Origin of the sequence: Brevibacterium sp. (genome assembly GCF_022712115.1) — a bacterium.
Taxonomy (GTDB): Bacteria; Actinomycetota; Actinomycetes; order Actinomycetales; family Brevibacteriaceae; genus Brevibacterium; species Brevibacterium salitolerans.
Map to the genome: position 1 here is coordinate 1 of NZ_JALAHB010000091.1, position 2,680 is coordinate 2,680.

The window sequence follows — 2,680 nt, forward strand, 5'->3', positions numbered from 1 at the left end:
GCCGTGGGCAGCCTCGTGACGACGATCGGCGAGCTCAAGCGGATCCTCACCGCCGGTGCCGTGCTCTCCCCGGAGACCGTCGCCCGCGTCGCGGGCATCCAGGCCAGCGGCACCCCGGCCTCGGAGGTCCTCGGCGCGAGCATCCTCTCCTCCAAGGGATCCACGGTGCGCCCCAAGACGCTGGGGCAGCACGAGTACGTCCGCGCCATCCGCTCGCACACCATCACCTTCGGCCTCGGCCCGGCCGGCACCGGCAAGACCTACCTCGCGATGGCGATGGCGGTGGGAGCGTTGCAGCGCCGCGAGGTGTCCCGGATCATCCTCACCCGGCCGGCGGTGGAGGCCGGCGAGAGGCTCGGCTTCCTGCCCGGCACGCTGGGGGAGAAGATCGACCCCTACGTGCGCCCGCTCTACGACGCCCTGCACGACATGCTGGACCCGGAGCGGATCCCCAAGCTCATCGAGACGGGCACGATCGAGGTCGCTCCGCTGGCCTACATGCGCGGGCGGACGCTCAACGACGCCTTCATCATCCTCGACGAGGCGCAGAACACGACCCCCGAGCAGATGAAGATGTTCCTCACCCGGCTGGGCTTCGGCTCGCGCATGGTGGTCACCGGCGACACGAGCCAGGTGGACCTCCCGACGGGGACGTCCAGCGGCCTCCGCGTGGTCGAGCGGATCCTGGACGGGGTCGAGGACATCGCATTCATGACGCTCACCAGCAGGGACGTGGTCCGCCACGCGCTCGTCTCCGCGATCGTGGACGCCTACGACCGCAGCGAGGCGGGCCGGGAGCGGCCACAGGGCGCACAGCAGGGGAAGCAGGGGAAGGGACGACGATGAGCATCGAGATCGCGGACGAGGCGGGCTCCGGCCTCTCCCTCGACGCCGTGCGCGCCGTGACGGAGCACGTCTACGCCCAGATGCGGATCCACCCCGAGGCCGAGGTCTTCATCCGCTTCGCCACGGCGGAGGACATGGCCGACCTCCACGTGGAGTGGATGGACCTGCCGGGCCCCACGGACGTCATGTCCTTCCCCATGGACGAGCTGCGGCCCGGGGACGGCGAGCCTGAGGACGCCGCGCGCGGGGTGCTCGGCGACATCGTCGTGTGCCCGGAGGTCGCCGCCTCCCAGGCCGCCGCCGCCGGCCACAGCACGCTGGACGAGGTGCTGCTCCTCACGGTCCACGGCCTCCTCCACCTCATGGGCTACGACCACGCGGAGGAGCAGGAGAAGGCGGAGATGTTCGGTCTCCAGCGCCGCCTGCTGCTCACCTACTTCGCCGAGCACGAGCCGGGGCGCACGAGCGTGCCGGACCCCACGGAGGGCTGAGATGGCAGCAGTGGGGCTCTTCGCCGCCGCACTCGTCTCCGTGGCCCTGGCCGGACTCTTCGTCGCGGCGGAGGCCGCGCTCACCGCGGTCTCCCGGTCCGAGGTGGTCGAGGCGCGCGAGGCGGGCCGCCGCGGCGCGGCGCGCGTGGAGCGGGTCCTGCAGGATCCGCGGGTGCACATCTACGTGCTCACCTTCGTCCGGCAGCTGTTCGAGGCGCTGGCCACGGTCTTCATCGCACTCGCGTACGACAGCCTCTTCGGGACCACCTGGGAGATGGTGGTCTGCACCGTCATCACCGCCCCCGTCGTGGTCTTCGTGGCCGCCGGGGTGTCGCCGCGCGCCGTCGCCCGCCACTACCCGCTGGCCACCTCCCTGCTCCTGGGCGGTCTGGTCGGCGGTCTGCGCACGGCGCTCGGACCCGTCGCCCTCGTCCTCGTCTGGCTGGGCAACATGCTCACGCCGGCCAGGGTCTCCGCCGCCGGCACCTCGCTCTCGGAGTCGCAGCTGCTGGACTACGTCGAGCGGGCCTCGGCCTCGGACGTCATCGAGGACTCCGAACAGGACATGATCGAGAACGTGATCGCGCTGGGCGACACCCGCGTGCACCGGATCATGGTGCCGCGCACGGACCTCGTGACGATCGGCGCGGACGCGACCCTCGACGACGCGATGGTGCTGTTCCTGCGCTCCGGCTTCTCCCGGGTGCCGGTGGTGGGCGCCGACGACGACGACGTCCGCGGGGTCCTCTACCTCAAGGACGCCGCGCGCCGCCTGCACGTGAGCCCCGAGCTCGCGGGCGAGACGGTGGCCGGCTTCGCCCGGCCGGCGGTGTTCGTGCCGGAGACCAAGGAGGTCGACGACCTCCTCGCGCAGATGCAGGCGGACAACGTCCACGTCGCCGTCGTCGTCGACGAGTACGGCGGCACGGCCGGCATGGTCACCATCGAGGACATCGTCGAGGAGATCGTCGGCGAGATCGAGGACGAGTACGATTCGACCGATGGGGACGCGGTCCGCACCGCGGACGGCGCGGTGACGGTGAGCGCGCGCATGGGCATCGACGACCTCGGCGAGCTCTTCGACGTGCGCATCGAGGACGAGGACGTCACGACGGTGGGCGGCCTCCTGCAGAAGCTCGTGGGCCGCGTGCTCATCGAGGGCTCCTCCGCGGAGATCGCCGGCCTCCGCCTCGAGGCCCTGCCCGGCCAGGGCCGCCGCCACAGCATCCGGCGGATCCGCGTCTCGCCGGCCCCGCCTGCACACACGACAGGGAGAACCCCATGACCGATGTCCCGCCCCCGCTCTTCCGCACCGACGTCCCCGCCGGCCACCGCGACGAGTA

General features: G+C 71.8%; 3 protein-coding genes. All 3 read left to right on the top strand.

Features of this window, described 5'->3' with window-relative positions:
• The coding region (locus Q0A33_RS05670; RefSeq protein ID WP_291794311.1) for a PhoH family protein at positions 1-846 on the top strand (846 nt) is incomplete at its 5' end.
• On the top strand, positions 843-1,337 hold the full coding sequence (ybeY, locus tag Q0A33_RS05675; RefSeq protein WP_291794313.1) for an rRNA maturation RNase YbeY: 495 nt from the start codon (positions 843-845) through the stop codon (positions 1,335-1,337). The genes Q0A33_RS05670 and ybeY, both read left to right, overlap by 4 nt.
• A gap of 1 nt (position 1,338) precedes the next feature.
• Complete coding sequence (locus tag Q0A33_RS05680) at positions 1,339-2,622, top strand: hemolysin family protein (protein ID WP_291794315.1); 1,284 nt, start codon at positions 1,339-1,341, stop codon at positions 2,620-2,622.
• Positions 2,623-2,680 lie beyond the last annotated feature (58 nt).